Source organism: Pseudomonas persica (genome assembly GCF_900291015.1).
Classification (GTDB): domain Bacteria; phylum Pseudomonadota; class Gammaproteobacteria; order Pseudomonadales; family Pseudomonadaceae; genus Aquipseudomonas.
Genome location: NZ_OLKL01000014.1, coordinates 50,272 through 68,600, shown reverse-complemented (window position 1 = coordinate 68,600; position 18,329 = coordinate 50,272). Strand labels below are relative to the sequence as shown.

General features: G+C 62.8%; 14 protein-coding genes. 10 read left to right on the top strand and 4 right to left on the bottom strand.

Going from position 1 to position 18,329, the window contains the following annotated elements; translation table 11 throughout:
* From moaD to FQ664_RS07005, 4 genes are all read right to left on the bottom strand, one after another.
* The gene (gene moaD / locus FQ664_RS07020) at window positions 1-246 is read right to left on the bottom strand and encodes a molybdopterin converting factor subunit 1 (protein WP_144171332.1); all 246 of its coding nucleotides are present in this window, start codon (window positions 244-246) and stop codon (window positions 1-3) included.
* The gene (gene moaC / locus FQ664_RS07015; protein WP_003251775.1) at window positions 246-716 is read right to left on the bottom strand and encodes a cyclic pyranopterin monophosphate synthase MoaC; all 471 of its coding nucleotides are present in this window, start codon (window positions 714-716) and stop codon (window positions 246-248) included. The genes moaD and moaC overlap by 1 nt, the downstream gene beginning before the upstream one ends.
* A gap of 145 nt (window positions 717-861) precedes the next feature.
* On the bottom strand, window positions 862-2,256 hold the full coding sequence (locus FQ664_RS07010) for a PhoH family protein (protein WP_144171128.1): 1,395 nt from the start codon (window positions 2,254-2,256) through the stop codon (window positions 862-864).
* Between the two features lie 365 nt (window positions 2,257-2,621).
* Window positions 2,622-3,749 (bottom strand): polysaccharide deacetylase family protein, encoded by a 1,128-nt coding sequence (locus tag FQ664_RS07005; protein WP_144171126.1) that lies wholly within the window; start codon window positions 3,747-3,749, stop codon window positions 2,622-2,624.
* A 137-nt stretch (window positions 3,750-3,886) separates the two neighbouring features.
* Between FQ664_RS07005 and yaaA the strand changes: the two genes are divergently transcribed.
* The 10 genes from yaaA to FQ664_RS06950 all read left to right on the top strand — a co-directional run bounded on the left by yaaA (window position 3,887) and on the right by FQ664_RS06950 (window position 18,323).
* Complete coding sequence (gene yaaA / locus FQ664_RS07000) at window positions 3,887-4,666, top strand: peroxide stress protein YaaA (protein ID WP_144171124.1); 780 nt, start codon at window positions 3,887-3,889, stop codon at window positions 4,664-4,666.
* Between the two features lie 866 nt (window positions 4,667-5,532).
* Window positions 5,533-6,849 carry a nucleotide sugar dehydrogenase gene (locus FQ664_RS06995; protein ID WP_144171122.1) on the top strand — a complete coding sequence of 439 codons (1,317 nt, stop codon included), beginning with the start codon at window positions 5,533-5,535 and terminating at the stop codon, window positions 6,847-6,849.
* Between the two features lie 85 nt (window positions 6,850-6,934).
* Window positions 6,935-8,416: a glycosyltransferase family 2 protein gene (locus FQ664_RS06990; protein WP_144171120.1), complete on the top strand. Its 1,482-nt coding sequence runs from the start codon at window positions 6,935-6,937 to the stop codon at window positions 8,414-8,416.
* Window positions 8,417-8,452: 36 nt separating this feature from the next.
* Window positions 8,453-9,619, top strand: coding sequence for an alginate biosynthesis protein Alg44 (locus FQ664_RS06980; protein ID WP_144171118.1), 1,167 nt, complete (start codon window positions 8,453-8,455; stop codon window positions 9,617-9,619).
* Between the two features lie 12 nt (window positions 9,620-9,631).
* Window positions 9,632-11,059: an alginate biosynthesis TPR repeat lipoprotein AlgK gene (algK, locus tag FQ664_RS06975; RefSeq protein WP_144171116.1), complete on the top strand. Its 1,428-nt coding sequence runs from the start codon at window positions 9,632-9,634 to the stop codon at window positions 11,057-11,059.
* On the top strand, window positions 11,056-12,534 hold the full coding sequence (locus FQ664_RS06970) for an alginate export family protein (RefSeq protein WP_144171114.1): 1,479 nt from the start codon (window positions 11,056-11,058) through the stop codon (window positions 12,532-12,534). Before algK ends, FQ664_RS06970 begins: the two co-directional genes overlap by 4 nt.
* A 22-nt stretch (window positions 12,535-12,556) precedes the next feature.
* The gene (algG, locus tag FQ664_RS06965; RefSeq protein ID WP_144171113.1) at window positions 12,557-14,116 is read left to right on the top strand and encodes a mannuronan 5-epimerase AlgG; all 1,560 of its coding nucleotides are present in this window, start codon (window positions 12,557-12,559) and stop codon (window positions 14,114-14,116) included.
* Between the two features lie 13 nt (window positions 14,117-14,129).
* Entirely contained in the window at window positions 14,130-15,572 is a 1,443-nt protein-coding gene (locus tag FQ664_RS06960; protein WP_144171111.1) for an alginate O-acetyltransferase, read from the top strand.
* Between the two features lie 7 nt (window positions 15,573-15,579).
* Window positions 15,580-16,683: a mannuronate-specific alginate lyase gene (locus tag FQ664_RS06955; protein ID WP_144171109.1), complete on the top strand. Its 1,104-nt coding sequence runs from the start codon at window positions 15,580-15,582 to the stop codon at window positions 16,681-16,683.
* Window positions 16,684-16,865: 182 nt separating this feature from the next.
* Window positions 16,866-18,323, top strand: coding sequence for an MBOAT family O-acyltransferase (locus FQ664_RS06950; RefSeq protein ID WP_144171107.1), 1,458 nt, complete (start codon window positions 16,866-16,868; stop codon window positions 18,321-18,323).
* Window positions 18,324-18,329 lie beyond the last annotated feature (6 nt).

Here is an 18,329-nt window from a genome sequence, read left to right as displayed (position 1 = left end):
TCAGCCTCCGGTCACCGGTGGGAAGAACGCCACTTCATCGCCCTCTTCCAGCGGTTCATCGAGCTTGCACAGCTCTTCGTTGCGCGCGCACATGAGGTTCTGCTCGGCCAGCACTTCGTACTGCCCGCCCTTGTTCACCAAGGCCTGGCGCACATCATCGAGCACCTTGAACGCACCCTCCACCCGCTCGGCATCCACGCCCAACAGTTCGCGGTAACGGGCGAAGTACATCACCTTGACCTTCATCACGCCTCCACCTTGTAGTGGCCGCTCTTGCCGCCGAGTTTTTCCAGCAGGCGCACCTGCTCGATGACCATACCTTTATCCACAGCCTTGCACATGTCATAGATCGTCAGCGCGGCCACGCTGGCCGCGGTCAGCGCCTCCATCTCCACGCCGGTCTGCCCGGCCAGCTTGCAGCGGGCGACGATGCGCACGGCGTCCTGCCCCTCGGCACTGAGCTCGACCTTGACGCTGGTGAGCATCAGCGGGTGGCACAGCGGGATCAGGTCGCTGGTCTTTTTCGCCGCCTGGATCCCGGCAATGCGCGCCACGGCGAACACGTCGCCTTTGGGGTGTTCACCGTCGACGATCATCTGCAAGGTCTGCGGCAACATGCGCACCCGCGCCTCGGCGGTGGCCTCACGCTCGGTCACGGCCTTTTCAGTGACGTCGACCATGTTGGCCCGCCCCTGGGAATCAAGATGTGTCAGCACTGCTCTGCTCCTGTGAAGGGAACTGGCAGTGTAAACCTGTGGGTCAGGTTTGAGCAGGGGGCTGCGTCAACAGGTTAGGCGCTGTACCTGTGGGAGCGGGTTTACCCGCGAAGGGGCCGGGCGGCGAACCGCCCGGCGACAAAGGTTACAGATGCGACTCGGCGTACTCGGCCAGCACCGAACGTGGCACACCCTGCAGGGTGATGTGCACGCCGTGGGGGAAGTCCTTGAAACGCTCGGTCAGGTAGGTCAGGCCCGAGCTGGTCGCGGACAGGTAGGGGGTGTCAATCTGCGCAAGGTTGCCCAGGCAGACCACTTTGGAACCCGAGCCGGCACGGGTGATGATGGTTTTCATCTGGTGCGGCGTGAGGTTCTGGCACTCGTCAATCAGGATCAGGCTCTGCTGGAAACTACGACCGCGAATGTAGTTCAGCGACTTGAACTGCAACGGCACACGCTCGAGGATGTACTCGACGCTGCCATGGGTGCTTTCATCATCCATGTGCAAGGCTTCGAGGTTGTCGGTGATAGCGCCCAGCCAAGGCTCCATCTTCTCGGCCTCGGTGCCCGGCAGGAAGCCGATCTCCTGGTCCAGCCCCTGCACACTGCGGGTGGCGATGATGCGCCGGTAGCGCTTGCTGACCATGGTCTGCTCGATGGCCGCGGCCAGGGCCAGGATGGTCTTGCCGGAGCCGGCGGCACCGGTCAGGTTGACCAGGTGGATATCCGGGTCGAGCAGGGCGAACAGCGCCAGGCTCTGGTGGATGTCCCGCGGCTTCAGCCCCCAGGCTTCCTGGTGCAGCAGCGGTTCCTGGTGCAGGTCGAGCAACAGCAGCTCATCGTTGCGGATACCCTTGATCCAGCCGACAAAGCCCTGTTCATCGATGATGAACTCGTTGACGTGAACCGCCGGCAGGTTGTCGATCAATTGCACGCGGTGCCAGGTGCGGCCACGCTCCTGGCGGGTATCGACCTTGCTCACCCGGTCCCAGAACGAGCCAGTGACCGAATGGTAGCCCTTGGACAGCAAGGACACGTCGTCGACCAGCTGGTCGGTGCTGTAGTCCTCGGCCGCGATGCCACAGGCACGCGCCTTCAGGCGCATGTTGATGTCTTTGGTGACCAGCACAACGTCCAGGTCGGTGCGCCGGGCCCGTACTTCGAGCAACTGGTTGATGATGATGTTGTCGTTGAGGTTTTCCGGCAGCAGCTTGTTCGGCTCGTTGCGCGGAGTCATCAGGATGGACAGGAAGCCCTTGGGCCCGCTCTTGCCACGCTGGATCGGCACGCCCTGCTCGACATCGCTGGGTGAAGCGTCACCAAGGGTCTGGTCGATCAGGCGAATGGCCTGGCGGCATTCGGCGGCGATGGACTGTTTGCCGGTCTTGAGCTTGTCGAGTTCCTCCAGCACCGTCATCGGGATGGCGACATGGTGCTCCTCGAAGTTCAGTAACGCGTTAGGGTCGTGAATCAGGACGTTGGTATCGAGCACATACAGGATAGGCTTGCTGGAGGAAGGGTTGCGTCCTTGGTCATCCATACTCGGTCACCTTATGTCGAAGCCACACGGCGTGGTCTGTTACGCCGCAGAGTGACTGCCGCTGTCCCCGTATCCGCGTTGTTACGGGCGGGAAGCGAACCTGGCTAGGTGGGCCTGGATGACGCCACCTGTGCTGCAGGAATCGGCTGTCTGGTTTCTTCATACCGCAAAAATGATGACTAAAAAAAGTCTTTTTACGTGTGGGTGAAGTTTATTTTTCCAAATGACGAACAGGGGTTGGCGCGGGGGCGCGTGAGGACTAAAGTCAAAAATCAGGCTGGCATTGCAGGAGCCATCGCCAGCAAGCCATGCACGGTACCTGTGGGAGCTGGCTTACCCGCGATGGGCTGCACAGCAGCCCCCTCTCACCCCCGGTTGGCATATCCCTGGCAATCTTCCCAACCAATCCCGCTCTGCGCCGTATTGCGCAACAACCACTCCACCGCCGGCTGCGCCTTGGGCAGGCTGTCATGGAACTGGATCACCCCCTTGCGCCACAGCAGCATCAAGGTCAGTACCCGCTGCGCCGAGGCCTCGGCGTTCAGTGCGCCATCATCCTGAGCATCGATGTCCCACAATGACACCTGCAACTGCTGGCTGGCCATGAATGCCTCGCCATCGGTACGACGTTGCCCATAAGGCGGCCGGAACAATGGCACGTACTGCTCCGACAGGTCGGCCTGCACCCGCGCCTGGCTACGCCGCAGCGAGTCCTGCCAATCGGTCCACTGCGCATGGGAGCGGTACTCCCACCCCTGTATTCCCACGCACTGCCCGCCGTAGAGCTGGCGCAAAGCATTCGCCGCCCCGGCGTCGCGGCGTTGCTGCAGGCGGTTGCCGAGCACGAAGAAGGTGCCTTCAAGCTTTTGCCGGCGCAGGTAATCGGCCAGCAGGTCGGTACTGCCGCTCTCCGCCCCCGGCCCACCGACGAAGGTCAGCAGGAACATGCGGTCGTTCAGTTCATCCCCATTGCGCTCGCGCGAGGACAGCCGCTGCACCTCGCTGCTGGTCTGTGGCAGCAACGCCGCCTTGCGCAGCTGCTCGTCCAGGTAACGCACATGGAACTGGTGGCTGGGCTCGATCCAGGCGGTGTAGAAAGTGCCAACATCGGCAGCGAACGTGGCCGCTTGTGTACGCAGCTCCGCCATCGACGTTACCGGATAACAGAACGACGCATCCTGCTCGCAACTGCGCTGAGCCTGTTGATAACCCTCCCACAAGCGCTGCCACATGCGCGCCCGCACCAGGCGCACCTTCTGCAGGTTGATCTGTCGCAGCCCCAGGCGTGCCGCCAGCGCTGCGTCGTCCAGCAACTCGCTTTCGTGCAGCACCTGGGCGAACGAGAGGATTTCGGCCCGCGAGGCCACATCGAACAGCGCCGGGCTGTCCAGCTGCTCGGGCCACAGGCTGCGATCCAGGCTCACCTGGGGTGACGGGGCGGCTTGCACGGCCAGGCTCAGCAGAGCGGCCAGCAAGGCAGAGGCAATGCGCACGGTTGAAGGCTCCGCAACGGCGAAACGCGCACTATAACGCCTGCACCGGCCATGGTCTGTGACTATCGTCGCCATAGTTTGGACTTGCCCCGCCCAACCCGTAGAATCCCCGGCCAACGATGCCAGGAGCCGACCCGATGCTGACGGTGATTTCCCCCGCCAAGACCCTCGACTACGACACCCCGCCGGTGACCGAGCGCTTCACCCTGCCCCAGTACCTGGACGACTCCCAGGCACTGATCCAGCAGCTGCGCGACCTGTCGCCGGCGCAGATCAGCGAACTCATGCACCTGTCCGACAAGCTTGCCGGCCTGAATGCCGCGCGCTTCGGCAGCTGGACCCCGGACTTCACCCCGGCCAATGCCAAGCAGGCGCTGCTGGCGTTCAAGGGTGACGTGTACACCGGCCTCGACGCCGAGAGCCTGGACGAAGACGACTTCGGCTACGCCCAGGACCACCTGCGCATGCTCTCGGGCCTGTACGGCCTGCTGCGTCCGCTTGACCTGATGCAGCCCTACCGCCTGGAAATGGGCACCAAACTGGCCAACGCCCGCGGCAAGGACCTGTACGCCTTCTGGGGCACGCGCATCAGCGAATGGCTGAACCAGGCCCTGGCCGAACAGGGCGACGACGTGCTGTTGAACCTTGCCAGCAACGAGTACTTCAGCGCGGTGAAACGCAGTGCGCTCAAGGCCCGGGTAATCAACGTCGACTTCAAGGACCTGAAGAACGGCCAGTACAAGATCATCAGCTTCTACGCCAAGAAAGCCCGCGGCATGATGAGCCGCTTCGTCATCCAGCAGCGCATCAACGACCCGCAGCAACTCAAGCAGTTCGATGTACAGGGCTACTACTACAGTGCCGAGCAGTCGAAACCGGACCACCTGGTGTTCCTGCGCGATCATCCTGGCGAGTGAGCCTGTCACGCCCTCTTCGCGGCTAAAGCCGCTCCCACAGGTACCGCACTGAACGCAAGACCAGTGCAATACTTGTGGGAGCGGCTTTAGCCGCAAAGAGGCCAGCAGCCACTACGCATTCTCCTGCCCCGCAACAGGGCACATTTCATATCGCCATCATGCCATAAATTCGACGTCAATAAAACGACATTCCCTCACTTATAGCCAAACGCCATAAGACCGTTCATACCTTTTTTGACGAATTTTTCAAAAAATTTTTCGATGCTGGCATAAAAATATCTCGCAACAGTTTCACCCTTTATATATAGGGGCGAAACAGCCGCGTGCTATCAAATTGAAATTGTCCGCCATTGAAAAAATATTTAGAAATCTTTCATCCGCGCCGAACCCGCCCCGGAACTTCTGCTACGACGAATCGCTCATAGTGCCGTAACGATTTTCCTGCCCTCGGGCTGTGAGAGATGACTTACAGATGACAATGGCAGGTATCCACTACCGGCCCCAACAACTTCGACAGGTATGACGGGCACCCCCTGAGAACCCTGTCCACGCAGGAGAGACGCGTCCCTTACAATTCGTCCTAGTGGTTGATTTCAAAGGATTTTTCCACTTGAAAAAACAAGCACAGCAACGCGCCAGGTAGCGCATTGCAATAAAGACGGCTGCATTCCAGGGCACGTTTTTTAATTAATGGCTTTTTACTGCCACCTTTGAGTGCATAACTTTTTGCGCTCCGGATTTATTTTGCCTGCGCTCGGCGAAGTGTGCATTCGTCATGGGATCCGTGCGCCCGAAAACTGTTGTTAATCAACCCAGCCCGGCTCTTTCCGGAGAGGCCGGCGTGATAAACACATGAGGTGATAGCGATGCGTATCAGCATCTTTGGTTTGGGTTATGTGGGTGCAGTCTGTGCAGGCTGCCTGACGGCGCGAGGCCATGAAGTGATCGGTGTGGACGTGTCCAGCACCAAGATCGACCTGATCAATCAGGGCAAGTCGCCCATCGTCGAACCTGGCCTGGAAGCACTGCTGCAACAGGGCATCGCCAACGGCCGCCTGCGCGGCACTACCGATTTCGCCGAAGCCATTCGTGCCAGCGACGTATCGATGATCTGCGTGGGTACCCCAAGCAAGAAGAACGGCGACCTGGGCCTCGAGTACATCGAGTCGGTATGCCGCGAAATCGGCTACGTGCTGCGCGATAGCGAGCGCCGCCACACCATCGTGGTGCGCAGCACCGTGCTGCCGGGCACCGTGAAGAACGTGGTGATTCCGATTCTCGAAGACTGCTCGGGCAAGAAAGCCGGCGTCGACTTCGGCGTCGCGGTCAACCCGGAATTCCTGCGTGAAAGCACTGCAATCAAGGACTACGACCAGCCACCGATGACCGTCATCGGCGAACTGGACAGCGCCAGCGGCGACATCCTGCAGGCCCTGTACGAAGAGCTCGACGCGCCGATCATCCGCAAGCCGATCGAAGTGGCCGAGATGATCAAGTACACCTGCAACGTGTGGCACGCCACCAAGGTCACCTTCGCCAACGAGATCGGCAACATCGCCAAGGCCGTAGGCGTGGATGGCCGTGACGTGATGGACGTGGTCTGCCAGGACAAGGTGCTGAACCTGTCCCAGTACTACATGCGCCCTGGCTTCGCCTTCGGCGGCTCGTGCCTGCCCAAGGACGTGCGCGCCCTCACCTATCGTGCCGCCAGCCTCGATGTCCGCGCACCGCTGCTCGACTCGTTGATGCGCAGCAACGAATCGCAGGTGCAAAACGCTTTCGAGCTGATCGAAGCCCACGACAAGCGCAAGGTCGCCCTGCTCGGCCTGAGCTTCAAGGCCGGCACCGACGACCTGCGGGAAAGCCCGCTGGTGGAACTGGCCGAGCGCCTGATCGGCAAGGGCTACCAGCTGGACATCTACGACGAGAACGTCCAGTACGCCCGCGTCCACGGCGCCAACAAGGACTACATCGAGTCGAAGATCCCACACGTGTCGTCACTGCTCAACGCCGACTTCCAGAAGGTGATCGACAACGCCGACATCATCGTCCTGGGCAACCGTGACGAGCAGTTCCGTGCACTGGCCGAGCAAGCACCGGCCGGCAAGCACGTGATCGACCTGGTCGGCTTCATGAGCAAACCGACCTGCGCCACCAGCCGTACCGAAGGCATCTGCTGGTAAGTGCTGGCCGGGCAGCGGCGTGCCTCTCGACAAGAGCGGCACCACCGCTGCCCACCCTTTCCCGAATTCTCGACGGATGCTGAACATGCAAAGGCTCCAGACAGTGCTGTTGCAGTGCGCCGGTTGGCTGCTCTACATGAGCCTGCTCATGTTGATCGCCCTGGCCCTGCCAGCCGATATCTTCGACTCGCAGTCGAAGCACTTCATCTTCCTGGTCGGCGCAGTCGGCATCTGGCGCTATTCCATGGGCGCCACCCATTTCATCCGCGGCATGATCTTCCTCTACGGCGTGTACCCGTACCTGCGCCGCAAGGTGCAGAAAATGGGCAAGGCCACCGACCCGTCCCACGTCTACCTGATGGTGACCAGCTTCCGCATCGAAGCACTCACCACCGCCCAGGTGTACAGCTCGGTGATCCGCGAGGCGATCAACTGTGGCTTCCCCACCACCGTGGTCTGCTCGCTGGTGGAGATGTCGGACGAACTGCTGGTGAAAAGCCTGTGGGCCAAATACAACCCGCCAGCCCATGTGAAGCTGGACATCGTGCGCATCGCCGGTACCGGCAAGCGTGACGGCCTGGCCTACGGCTTCCGTGCGATCTCGCGCATGCTGCCGGACGAGAACGCCGTGGTGGCGGTGATCGACGGCGACACCGTGCTGGGCGATGGCGTGGTACGCAAGACCGTGCCGTGGTTCAAGCTGTTCCCCAACGTTGGCGGCCTGACCACCAACGAATTCTGCGAAGTGCGTGGCGGCTACATCATGAGCGAGTGGCACAAGCTGCGCTTCGCCCAGCGCCACATCAACATGTGCTCGATGGCCCTGTCCAAGCGCGTGCTGACCATGACCGGGCGTATGTCGATGTTCCGCGCCAGCGTGGTGACCAACCCCGAGTTCATCGCCGACGTCGAAAGCGACTCGCTGATGCACTGGCGCCTGGGCCGCTTCAAGTTCCTCACCGGTGACGACAAGTCCAGCTGGTTCAGCCTGATGCGCCTGGGCTACGACACCTTCTACGTGCCGGACGCCACCATCAACACGGTCGAGCACCCGCCGGAAAAGAGCTTCCTCAAGGCCAGCCGCAAGCTGATGTACCGCTGGTACGGCAACAACCTGCGGCAGAACTCCCGCGCGCTCGGTCTGGGCCTGCGCCGCCTGGGGCTGTTCACCAGCATCGTGCTGTTCGACCAGCGCGTGTCGATGTGGACCAGCCTGCTCGGCCTGACCGTGGCGGTGATCGCCAGCCTCAAGTTCGGCCTGGGCTTCCTGCTGGTGTACCTGCTGTGGATCGGCATCACCCGCCTGATCCTCACCATCATGCTGCTGTGCTCCGGCCACAACGTAGGCCCGGCCTACCCGCTGATTCTCTATTACAACCAGATCATCGGCGCGCTGATGAAGATCTACGTGTTCTTCCGCCTCGACAAGCAGTCCTGGACGCGTCAGCCCACTGCCCTCAAGCGTGACCTCGCCAGCTTTCAACAATGGTTCAACACCTGGTCCTCGCGGACCATGACCTTCTCGGCTGCCAGCATCTTCGTTGCTGTGCTGTTCATGGTCGTGTGAGCCCAACCCGGATCGGAACTAACAGGAACAAACCACATGAATACCGCCGTGAACGTCAACGTCGTGCATGAGTCCGAAGCCCAGCGCCAGCATGCCCGGGTACGCATCCCCGCCAAGCTGCGGTTCCTCGACTCTCAGCGCCAGGCCCACGATGTGAAGGTCGACGACCTCTCCGCCGGTGGCCTGAGCTTCCACACCAAGCAACAACTGTCGGTTGGCGACGTGCTACGCGGACGGCTGCAGTTCACGGTCGACAACCTCGGCCTGTCGATGGACATCGAGTTCCAGGTACGCTCCTACATCCCGGGCAGCGGCCGTACCGGCGCGCAGTTCCAGAACCTCGAGCCACGCGACATCGCCACGCTGCGCCACATCATCACCTCACACCTGTCAGGCGAGCTGATCAGCGCCGGCGACGTGCTCAGCACCCTGCAGCGCGACAACTTCACCAAGGCGCGCAAGCAGAAGGACGGCGGTGCCGGCCTGAGCGCCTTCGGCCGCCTCAAGGCGGTCACGGTCACCCTCGGCGTGTTCGTGGTCGGTGTCGCCGCCTTCGGCTTCATCGCCAAGTCGCTGTACGGCATGTACTTCGTCAGCCACGCCGAAGCCGGCGTGGTCGCAGTGCCCACTACCAATATCACCATGCCGCGCGACGGCACCGTGAACAGCCTGGTCGACAGCGGTGGGCAGATCGCCAAGGGCGCGCCACTGGCCAGCTTCACCACCAGCATGCTGGACATGCTCAAGGGCAACCTGGAAGACGCACAGCTGGAGCCGGCGAAAATCGAGGAACTGTTCGGCAAGCAGCTCTCCGGCACCCTCACCAGCCCCTGTGATTGCGTGGTTGCCCGCCAGCTGGTGGACAACGGCCAGTACGCCGCCAAGGGCCAGCCGATCTTCCAGCTGATCCCGCGCACCAGCAACCCGATGATCGAGGCGCGCTTCAGCTACCGCCAGTTCGACGAGGTCAAGCCAGGTACCCGGGTCAACTTCCAGGTAGCCGGCGAAGACGAAGTACGCACTGGCCAGATCGTCAGCAGCGCCAGCCTCAACAGCGAAGACCTGGCCGCCGACATCCGCGTGCAGATCAAGCCCGACAGCGCCCTGCCCGCCGAACTCGCCGGCCGCCCGGCTTCGGTCAACAGCGACCGTGGCCCGTCGCTGAACTGGCTGATCGACAAAGCCATGGCCCGTGGGCTGTAAGAGGATCACAACATGATTCCCTACAAGAAAAGCGCCAGCCTGGGCCTGTGTGCCCTGGCTGCAGCCATCACCCTGGCCGGCTGTGCCGGCCTGCCCGACCAGCGCCTGGCCAACGAAGCCATGAAGCGCGGTGACACGGCACTGGCCGAGCGCAACTACAAGGCCTTGGCCGACCTGGGCTACAGCGAAGCGCAAGTGGGCCTGGCCGACATCAAGGTCGCCACCCGCGACCCGGCGAAGATCAAGGAAGCCGAGGCCACCTACCGCGCCGCGGCCGCCATTTCGCCGCGTGCCCAGGCCCGCCTTGGCCGCCTGCTGGTGGCCAAGCCCGACAGCACCCAGGCCGAGCGCGAAGAAGCCGAAACCCTGCTCAAGCAAGCGGCCAAACAGGGCGAAGGTAATACCCTGATCCCGCTGGCGATGCTCTACCTGAGCTACCCGCAAAGCTTCCCCAAGGTCAACGCGCAGCAGCAGATCGACCAGTGGCGCGCCGCCGGCAACCCGGAAGCGGGCCTGGCCCAGGTGCTGCTGTACCGCACCCAAGGCAGCTACGACCAGCACCTGGGCGAAGTGGAGAAAATCTGCAAGGCCGCACTGAACAGCACCGACATCTGCTACGTCGAACTGGCCACCGTGTACCAGAAGCGTGGCCAGGCCGACCAGCAGGCCGCCTTGCTCGGCCAGCTCAAGGCTGCCTACGCCCGCGGCGCAGTACCGGCCACCCGGGTCGACAGCGTGGCCCGGGTCCTGGCTGACCGCAGCCTCGGCCAGACCGACGAGAAAACTGCCAAGGACCTGCTCGAACAGGTGGCCCCGACCAACCCGGCGTCCTGGGTCAGCCTGGCACAACTGGTGTACGACTTCCCCGAACTGGGCGATACCGACCAGCTGATGGCCTACATCGACAAGGGCCGCGAAGCCGAACAGCCACGCGCCGAACTGTTGCTGGGCCGACTGTACTACGAAGGCAAGACCCTGCCTGCGGATGCGGCCAAAGCCGAGCAACACCTGCAGGCTGCCGCCGACGCCGGCGAAGTCAGCGCCCATTACTACCTGGGCCAGCTGTACCGCCGTGGCTACCTGGGCAACGTCGAGCCGCAGAAGGCCGTCGACCACCTGCTGGCCGCCGCCCGTGGCGGGCAGAACAGCGCCGACTATGCCCTGGCCCAGCTGTTCAGCGAAGGCCACGGCATCCGCCCGCAACCGGGTAATGCCTGGGTATTCGCCCAACTGGCTCAGCTCAATCCGACACCGCAGTCCGCTGAACTGCTGCAGCAGCTCGACCAGCAACTCACGCCTGACCAGCGCAGCCAGGCCCAGCAACTGCTGGCGCAAGAGAAGCAGGCCCGCGGCAGCATGGCGCAAGGGGCCAACAGCACCCTGGCCATCGAAGCCCTGCAAGACGACGAACAAGAAGTAACCGGTGAGGACTCGCTATGACGCTCAATCCCCTCGTGAAAGCTGGCATCGGCCTGAGCTTCGCCCTGCTATGGTCCTGCCCGACCCTGGCGGCAATGACCGCTGAAAAGAACTTCGGCCTGGACGTGAAAATCACCGGCCAGTCGGAAGACGACCGTGACCTGGGCACCCGCTCCGGCGGCGACGTCAGCGGCCTCGGTCTTGATCTGCGCCCCTGGGTATATGGCGAGCGTGGCAACTGGAGCGCCTATGCCATGGGCCAGGCCGTCACCGCCACCGACACCATCGAAACCGACACCCTGCGCCAGAACGACGACGGCACCAGCACCGACACTGCCGCCGACGGCCGTGAGCAGGACAAGAGCTACCTGGCCATGCGCGAATTCTGGGTCGGCTACAGCGGTCTCACCGCCTACCCCGGCGAGCAGCTGCGTTTCGGCCGCCAGCGCCTGCGCAGCGACGATGGCATGTGGCGTGACACCAACATCGAGGCGCTGAACTGGACCTTCGACACCACCCTGCTCAAGGCCGACCTGGGCGTGGCCCAGCGCTTCAGCGAATACCGCACCGACCTCACCGAGCTGGCCCCGCAAGACAAGGACCGCACGCACCTCTACGGCAACGTCGCCACGCAGTGGACCCCTGGCCACTGGGTCGGCGTACGCGCCCACCACAGCCACGACGGCGGCAGCCTGAAGAGCCCGGGCGAAACCGTCGATGCGCTGGACAAGACTCGCACCGGCGACCTCACCTGGCTGGGCCTGGAAGCCAACAGCGACGCCTACAACTGGCGCAACGACCACACCGTCAACTACTGGGGCAGCGTCACCTGGCTGACCGGTGACCGCGACACCCTCAGCAGCCAGGTCGTCGGCGACGAAACCGTGGCCACCGGCAAGCAGAGCGGTGACGTCAACGCCTGGGCCACCGACCTCGGCATCCGCCTGCGCCTCGACCCGCAATGGCAGGTCGGTGCGGCCTACGCCCGTGGCAGCGGTGGCGGTGGCGACGACGGTTCGAGCAACTACGAGCAGACCGGCGTCGAGAGCAACCGCTCCAACTACACCGGTACCCGTTCGCGCGTGCACCGCTTCGGTGAAGCCTTCCGCGGCGAGCTGGGCAACCTGCAGGCCGCCACCCTGTTCGCCTCCTGGCAGCTGCGCGACGACTACGACGCCAGCTTCATCTACCACAAGTTCTGGCGTGTCGATGGCAACCAGAACATCGGTTCCAGCGGTATCAACGCGGTGGTCAACGACAACGGGGTAAACCGCCCGCTGGTCGATGGCGAAAAAGACCTAGGCCAGGAAATGGACGTGGTCGTGACCAAGTACTTCAAGCAAGGCCTGCTGCCGGCTTCGATGAGCCAGGCAATCGACGAGCCATCTGCCCTGGTGCGCCTGCGCGCCGGTGTGTTCAAGCCGGGTGACGCCTACGGCAAGGAAGCGGACTCGTACATGCACCGTGCCTTCGTCGATGTGATCTGGCGCTTCTGAGGCCGGTAGGGGACTTACCGTTATGAACCTTCACCCGCACTTACGTCACAGCCTGTTGGCCAGCGCCTTGCTGCTGGCCAGCGGCCTGGTGGCTGCCGCAGAGCCCAAGGTGATCGCCAAGGAACTGCAGCAGGCCAAGACCTACACGGTCTCCAGCGCACCGGTCGAGCCGCTGCACATGGACCCGCCGAAGCTGCCCGACCTGACCGGTTACACCTTTGATGCGGTACAGAAGAAAATCGACCGTCGCCACAAAGGCAAGGTCAGCCTGCGCCGCATGTTCCAGGAGGACTCCCTGAAGGAGTTCGTCGGCGGCGACAACAAGGCGGCCGAGTGGGTCCAGCGCCAGCATGGCATTCCGCAGGCGATATTCGTCGATGACGGCCATGTCGACCTGGTCGAGCTGAGCAAGAAGGTACCCAAGCAGTACCTCAGCGAAGTCGAGCCGGGCGTTTACCTGGCGCGCCTGCCGATCGTGGTCGGGCAGAAGGGCATCCTCGAGATCGACGGCAAGGTCAAGCAACTGCGCCTGTCCCAGGAAGGCGGTTCGTTCCTGGTCAACGACGGCAAGCTGTTCATCACCGACACCCAGGTGACCGGCTGGCGGGAAAAGGACAACGGCCCGGCCACCTTCCGTTCACCCAAGGAATTCCGCCCGTTCCTGCTGTCGTGGGGCGGCACCGAGACCTACATCGTCAACACCAAGATGGCCAGCTTCGGCTACGCCAAGTCCAAGTCGTACGGCGTGAGCATCTCGCAGTACACGCCGAACATGGCCAAGCGCATGGGCCGCCCTGAACCCACCGGCTGGATCATCGGCTCGGAGTTCAGCGACATGTGGTACGGCTTCTACTGCTACGAGACCCAGGACTTCGTGGTCAAGGACAGCACCTACCGCGACAACATCGTCTACGGCATCGACCCGCACGACCGCTCGCACCGGCTGATCATCGCCGGCAACACGGTGTACGGCACCAAGAAGAAGCACGGCATCATCGTCTCGCGGGAGGTCAACGACAGCTGGATCATCAACAACAAGAGCTTCGACAACAAGCTCTCGGGCGTGGTGATCGACCGTAACAGCGTCAACAACCTGGTGGCCTACAACGAGATCTACCGCAACCACACCGACGGCATCACCTTGTACGAAAGCGGTGACAACCTGCTGTGGGGCAACAAGCTGATCAACAACCGCCGCCACGGCATCCGCGTGCGTAACAGCGTGAACATCCGCCTGTACGAAAACGTCGCCATGGCCAACGGCCTGGTCGGCGTGTACGGCCACATCAAGGACCTGTCCGATACCGACCGCGACATCGCCCTCGACCCGTTCGACACCAAGGTGTCGCTGATCCTGGTCGGTGGCGAACTGGCGGCCAACGGCTCCGGGCCACTGTCGATCGACTCGCCGCTGTCGGTCGAACTGTACAAGGTGTCCATGCTCGCCCCGCGCAAGGCCAGCGGCATCAGCCTCAACGGCATTCTTGGCGAACGCCAGGACGAAATCCTCGACCTGCTGGTACGCCAGCAAAAGGCTGTGCTGATCGACCCGGTCGAACGCCAGACCGAAATGATCGATTAAGGAAGCCCAGACCATGACTCCACATCTGATGAAACTGCTGGGCCTGTCCGCCGCCCTCCTGGCGATCAGCCAAGGCGTGCGCGCCGAAGACGTCAAGGCCCCCACCTTCAGCGCCGAGCCTTGCTGCCAGCTGTGCCCTGAAGCGCATGATGCCAGCCGCTACACCACCCGCTACCAGCAGAACTTCACCACGCTGGTGCAGGCCCAGGGCGACTGGCTGTTCCGTACCCGCGAAGACCTGCGCACCGAGTTCAATACCACCCCGGCCGGTTACAAGCGCCTGCAGCAAGTGCACGACGCGTTCAAGAAGCGCGGCGTGGAACTGGTGGTGGTGTACCAGCCGACCCGTGGCCTGGTGAACCGCAACATGCTCAACCCGGCGGAAAAAGCCGCCTTCGACTACCAGAAGGCCCTGGGCAACTACCAGGCCATGCTCAAGCGTTTCGCCAGCATGGGCTACAACGTCCCCGACCTGTCGCCGTTGACCAATGAACAACTGGCCGCTGCCGATCAGGGCAAGGACTTCTACTTCCGTGGCGACCAGCACTGGACGCCGTATGGCGCCGAGCGTGCGGCGAAGATCGTGGCCGACACCGTGCACAACATGCCGGCCTTCGAAGGCATCCCGCGCAAGGAGTTCGAAACGAAGAAGTCCGGGCGCATGGGCAAGACCGGCACCTTGCATAACGTCGCCGGCCAGCTCTGTGGCACCAGCTACGCCGTCCAGTACATGGACCAGTTCGCCACCGAGCCGAAAGGCTCCGACGGTGGCGGTGACGACCTGTTCGGTGACGCCGGCAACGCACAGATCACTTTGGTGGGTACCAGCCACAGCGGCAAGAACTACAACTTCGCGGGCTTCCTGCAACAGTACATTGGTGCCGATGTGTTGAACGTCGCCTTCCCCGGCGGTGGTCTGGAAGGCTCGATGATCCAGTACCTGGGCAGCGAGGAATTCCAGAACAACCCGCCGAAGATCCTGATCTGGGAGTTCTCCCCGCTGTATCGCCTGGACCAGGAAACCATCTGGCGGCAAATCCTTGGCCTGCTCGACGACGGCTGCGATGACCGCCCGGCCCTGATGAGTGCCAGCACCACGCTCAAGCCCGGCAAGAACGAGCTGATGGTCAACGGCAAGGGCGGTGTGCTCAAGGACCTGGTCAACCGCAACATACAAATGGACGTGAAGTTCGAAGACCCGTCGGTGAAGGTACTGCAGGCCACCCTCTGGTACCTCAACGGCCGCCACGAAGACATCAAGCTGGAAAAGCCGGAAACCTCCGAAACCGATGGCCGCTTCGTCTTCCAGATGCGTGAAGACGAGGACTGGGCCAGCCAGAGCCTGCTGGCGTTCGAGGTGCAGGGGCCGGAAAGCGGCACCCAGAAGGTCGAGGCCAAGCTCTGCAAACGCAACAACTTCGCCGTGCCCGCGCAGACCGCGCAGGCCGGCCAGTGAGGCGACCATGATCCCGTTCAAGCGAATTTCCCGTCCCGCCCTGCTTGCCCTGGCGTTGTGCGGCGGTGCCGCGCACGCCGCGCTGGTACCGCCCCAGGGTTACTACGAGGGGATCGAAAAGCTCAAGACCGGCGACGGCAACTTCCGCTGCGAGGCTGCCCCCAAGCCATACACCGGCGCCCTGCAGTTCCGCAGCAAGTACGAAGGCTCGGACAAGGCGCGGGCCACGCTCAATGCCGACTCGGAAAAAGCCTTTCGCAAGTCCACCGAAGCCATCACCACCCTTGAGAAAGGCGTGAGCAAGATGATCGGCCAGTACATGCGTGACGGCCGCCCGGCGCAGCTCGACTGCACCCTGGCCTGGCTGGGCAGCTGGGCCCGCGCCGATGCGCTGATGTCCACCGACTACAACCACACCGGCAAGTCGATGCGCAAATGGGCGCTGGGCAGCATGAGCGGTTCGTGGCTGCGCCTGAAGTTCTCCAATTCGCAGCCGCTGGCCGCGCACCAGGCGGAGGCCGAACTGATCGAAAAATGGTTCGCCCGCCTGGCCGAGCAGACCGTACGCGACTGGAGCGACCTGCCGCTGGAGAAGATCAACAACCACAGCTACTGGGCGGCCTGGGCGGTAATGGCCAGCGCCGTGGCCACCGACCGTCGCGACCTGTTCGACTGGGCCGTGAAGGAATACCGGGTTGGCGCCAATCAGGTCGACGAGCAGGGCTTCCTGCCCAACGAACTGAAGCGCAAGCAACGCGCCCTGGCCTACCACAACTACGCCCTGCCGCCACTGGCGATGATTGCCAGCTTCGCCCAGGTCAATGGCGTGGATGTGCGCGGCGAGAACAACAACGCCCTGCAGCGCCTGGCGCAGCGGGTGCTGAACGGGTCGAAGGACCCCAGCGCGTTCAAGGCCCGCAATGGCGAGAAACAGGACATGAAAGACCTGAAGATCGACAGCAAGTACGCGTGGATGGAGCCGTACTGCAGCCTGTATGCGTGCAGTGGCGACACCCTGCAACGCAAGCGCGGTATGCAGCCGTTCAACAGCTTCCGGCTGGGCGGCGACCTGACCCGGGTCTACGACCCGAGCGCGGAATCGAAAAAGTAACGCAAAACCCCTGTAGGAGCGGGTTTACCCGCGAAAAGGCCAGACCTGCCATGTGCGGTGCCTGTGCCGGCCTCTTCGCGGGTAAACCCGCTCCCACAGGAATCTAGGTAGCCCGCCACGAACATGTGGGGGGTTTGGGGGGCGCTTTGCCCCGGATGCTGTGAACAAAAAGGAGAACCGGGATGGTCTTCTCGTCCAACGTGTTCCTGTTCCTGTTCTTGCCGATCTTTCTCGGCCTGTACTACTTGAGCGGGCAACGTTATCGCAACCTGCTGCTGCTGGTCGCCAGCTACATCTTCTACGCCTGGTGGCGGGTGGACTTCCTGGCCCTGTTCGCCGGGGTCACCCTGTGGAACTACTGGATCGGCCTGAAAGTCGGCGCCGCCGGTGTGCGCACCAAGCCCGCGCAGCGCTGGCTGCTGCTCGGCGTCGGTGTCGACCTGGCGATCCTCGGCTACTTCAAGTACGCCAACTTCGGTGTCGACAGCCTTAACGCGATCATCTCCTCGTTCGGCCTGGAGCCATTCATCCTCACTCACGTGCTGCTGCCGATCGGGATCTCGTTCTACATCTTCGAGTCGATCAGCTACATCATCGACGTGTACCGCGGCGACACCCCGGCTACCCGCAACCTGATCGACTTCGCGGCGTTCGTGGCGATCTTCCCGCACCTGATCGCCGGCCCTGTACTGCGCTTCAAGGACTTGGTCGATCAGTTCAACAACCGTACCCACACCCTGGACAAGTTCTCCGAAGGCTGCACCCGCTTCATGCAGGGTTTCATCAAGAAAGTGTTCATCGCCGATACCCTGGCGGTAGTGGCCGACCACTGCTTCGCCCTGCAGAACCCGACCACCGGCGATGCCTGGCTCGGCGCCCTGGCGTACACCGCGCAACTGTACTTCGACTTCAGCGGCTACAGCGACATGGCCATCGGCCTGGGCCTGATGATGGGCTTCCGTTTCATGGAAAACTTCAAGCAGCCGTACATCAGCCAGTCGATCACCGAGTTCTGGCGGCGCTGGCACATCAGCCTGTCGACCTGGCTGCGCGACTACCTGTACATCACCCTGGGCGGTAACCGCAAAGGCACCTTCAACACCTACCGCAACCTGTTCCTGACCATGCTGTTGGGCGGCCTGTGGCACGGTGCCAACTTCACCTACATCATCTGGGGCGCCTGGCACGGCATGTGGCTGGCCATCGAGCGCGCACTGGGCATCGACACCAACCCGCAGCGTTTCAACCCGGTGAAGTGGGCGTTCACCTTCCTGCTGGTGGTGGTCGGCTGGGTGATCTTCCGCGCCGAGAACCTGGAAGTGGCCGGCCGCATGTACGGTGCCATGTTCAGCTTCGGCGACTGGCAGCTGTCGGAACTCAACCGCGCCCAGCTTACCGGCCTGCAGGTAGCCACCCTGGTGGTCGCCTACATCACCCTGGCGTTCTTCGGCCTGCGCGACTTCTACCGCAACGCCAGGCCGACGCCCAAGGCCAGCCCGGTGCAGGTCAACAACGACGGCTCGATCGGCCTGGACTGGACCCGGGTCATGACCCGCGCTCTGGTGCTGCTGCTGTTCGTGGCCTCGATCCTCAAGCTTTCGGCGCAGAGCTACTCGCCGTTCCTTTACTTCCAGTTCTGAGGTTGA

What these genes read in the sequence shown, in the direction of transcription:
- moaD (WP_144171332.1), bottom strand. Translation starts at nt 246, where the DNA reads ATGAAGGTCAAGGTGATGTACTTCGCCCGTTACCGCGAACTGTTGGGC.
- FQ664_RS07010 (WP_144171128.1), bottom strand. Translation starts at nt 2,256, where the DNA reads ATGGATGACCAAGGACGCAACCCTTCCTCCAGCAAGCCTATCCTGTAT.
- yaaA (WP_144171124.1), top strand. Translation starts at nt 3,887, where the DNA reads ATGCTGACGGTGATTTCCCCCGCCAAGACCCTCGACTACGACACCCCG.
- FQ664_RS06995 (WP_144171122.1), top strand. Translation starts at nt 5,533, where the DNA reads ATGCGTATCAGCATCTTTGGTTTGGGTTATGTGGGTGCAGTCTGTGCA.
- FQ664_RS06990 (WP_144171120.1), top strand. Translation starts at nt 6,935, where the DNA reads ATGCAAAGGCTCCAGACAGTGCTGTTGCAGTGCGCCGGTTGGCTGCTC.
- FQ664_RS06980 (WP_144171118.1), top strand. Translation starts at nt 8,453, where the DNA reads ATGAATACCGCCGTGAACGTCAACGTCGTGCATGAGTCCGAAGCCCAG.
- algK (WP_144171116.1), top strand. Translation starts at nt 9,632, where the DNA reads ATGATTCCCTACAAGAAAAGCGCCAGCCTGGGCCTGTGTGCCCTGGCT.
- FQ664_RS06970 (WP_144171114.1), top strand. Translation starts at nt 11,056, where the DNA reads ATGACGCTCAATCCCCTCGTGAAAGCTGGCATCGGCCTGAGCTTCGCC.
- algG (WP_144171113.1), top strand. Translation starts at nt 12,557, where the DNA reads ATGAACCTTCACCCGCACTTACGTCACAGCCTGTTGGCCAGCGCCTTG.
- FQ664_RS06960 (WP_144171111.1), top strand. Translation starts at nt 14,130, where the DNA reads ATGACTCCACATCTGATGAAACTGCTGGGCCTGTCCGCCGCCCTCCTG.
- FQ664_RS06955 (WP_144171109.1), top strand. Translation starts at nt 15,580, where the DNA reads ATGATCCCGTTCAAGCGAATTTCCCGTCCCGCCCTGCTTGCCCTGGCG.
- FQ664_RS06950 (WP_144171107.1), top strand. Translation starts at nt 16,866, where the DNA reads ATGGTCTTCTCGTCCAACGTGTTCCTGTTCCTGTTCTTGCCGATCTTT.